Raw genomic sequence first — 1,461 nt, 5'->3', positions numbered from 1 at the left:
ACTCGCCTAGCTGGAATCGTCACGGCTGGAAGATGACCTTACGGTACCTCCCTGGATCAGGTGACGAACCCTAAACCCCCTTCCGTGAGCGGAGCTGGCCTGCCCCTATTGGGTGGTCCGGTTTCAGTCTTAGTGCATGACGGGTCTCGGCGCCAAGGTAGATGCCTGCGGCGGGGCTGATCCCGGAGATCGAAACGGTACCCAGTGAACGGCCTCCGGCGCTGGTGGCCGATAGCCCAGGGACGAGTGAGGCCGCGCCGTGTTGTAATGGACCCGCCATACCTCGATCACCACGCGTGCCTCGGCCAGCGAGTAGAAGATCTCGCCGTTCAGCAACTCGTCCCTGAGCTTCGAATTGAAGCTCTCGCAGTAGCCGTTCTCCCAAGGACTACCCGGTTCGATGAACGCGGTGTTAGCGCCCACCGCGTCGATCCAGTCCCGCACCGCCTTGGCGATGAACTCGGGGCCGTTATCTGAGCGAACGTGGCCGGGCACTCCCCGAAGGATAAACAGGTCGGTCAGAACATCGATCACGGCGGTGGAATTGAGCCTCCGGTCGATCCTGATCGCCAGGCACTCCCGGGTGAACTCGTCGATGACATTGAGCATCCTGAACTTCCTTCCGTCATGCGTCCGGCTCTCGACAAAATCGTAGGACCAGACGTGGTTCGGGCGCTCGGGCCGCAGACGGATGCATGATCCATCGTTCAACCAGAGCCGCCCCTTCTTCGGCTGCTTATGCGGTACCTTCAGCCCCTCCCGCCGCCATATTCGTTCGACCCGCTTCACGTTCACCGCCCATCCAGCATCGCGGAGAAGAGCCGCGATCCGGCGATAGCCGTAGCGGCCGTACTGGCTGGCGAGCGCGATGATGTCCGCGGTCAGCGCGTCTTCGTCGGGACGGCCCCGCGGCACCTTGCGTTGTGTCGAGCGATGCTGACCAAGTGTCCGGCACGCGAAGCGCTCCGAGACGGAGAACTTCTGCCTGACGTGGTCGATGCAACGGCGGCGGCGGGCGGGGCTTAGTAGTTTCCCGAGGCAGCCTCTCTCAGGATCAACTTCTCGAGTGTGAGATCGGACACGGCCTTCCGCAGCCGCTCGTTCTCCTTCTCCAGCTCCTTCAGCCGCTTCACCTGGTCGGTCTTCAGCCCGCCAAACTCCTTACGCCAACGGTAGTAGGTAAACTGCGTCACCCCGATCGAACGCACCGCCTCGGCCACCGATCGGCCCTGCGATAACAGTACGTCGACCTGCCTCAGCTTCGCGACGATCTCTTCCGGCTTATGCCTCTTCTGTCCCATTCCTTCGTCCTCCAACTGGCCCAAAAGCCTACTTCAGGGAGGACCACTTTTCAGGGGGCAGACCAGAGCCATATACGATAACGGGGCTACCCCGGGTGGCACCTGCCCCCCCATCTCCCTCCACCGAAAATATGCTCCCAGCGTGGGCCGGGGGGAGTCT

Annotated in this window: 1 pseudogene; it reads right to left on the bottom strand. The window is 62.3% G+C overall.

The window, feature by feature from the left end:
• Positions 1-129 precede the first annotated feature (129 nt).
• A pseudogene (locus BMX29_RS18670) lies at positions 130-1,301 on the bottom strand (IS3 family transposase).
• Between the last annotated feature and the right edge of the window lie 160 nt (positions 1,302-1,461).

It is taken from the genome of Roseivivax marinus (assembly GCF_900109705.1).
GTDB classification, from domain to species: Bacteria; Pseudomonadota; Alphaproteobacteria; order Rhodobacterales; family Rhodobacteraceae; genus Roseivivax; species Roseivivax marinus.
The sequence above is the reverse complement of the archived record's forward strand: the minus strand, read 5'-3'. Positions and strand labels throughout refer to the sequence as shown.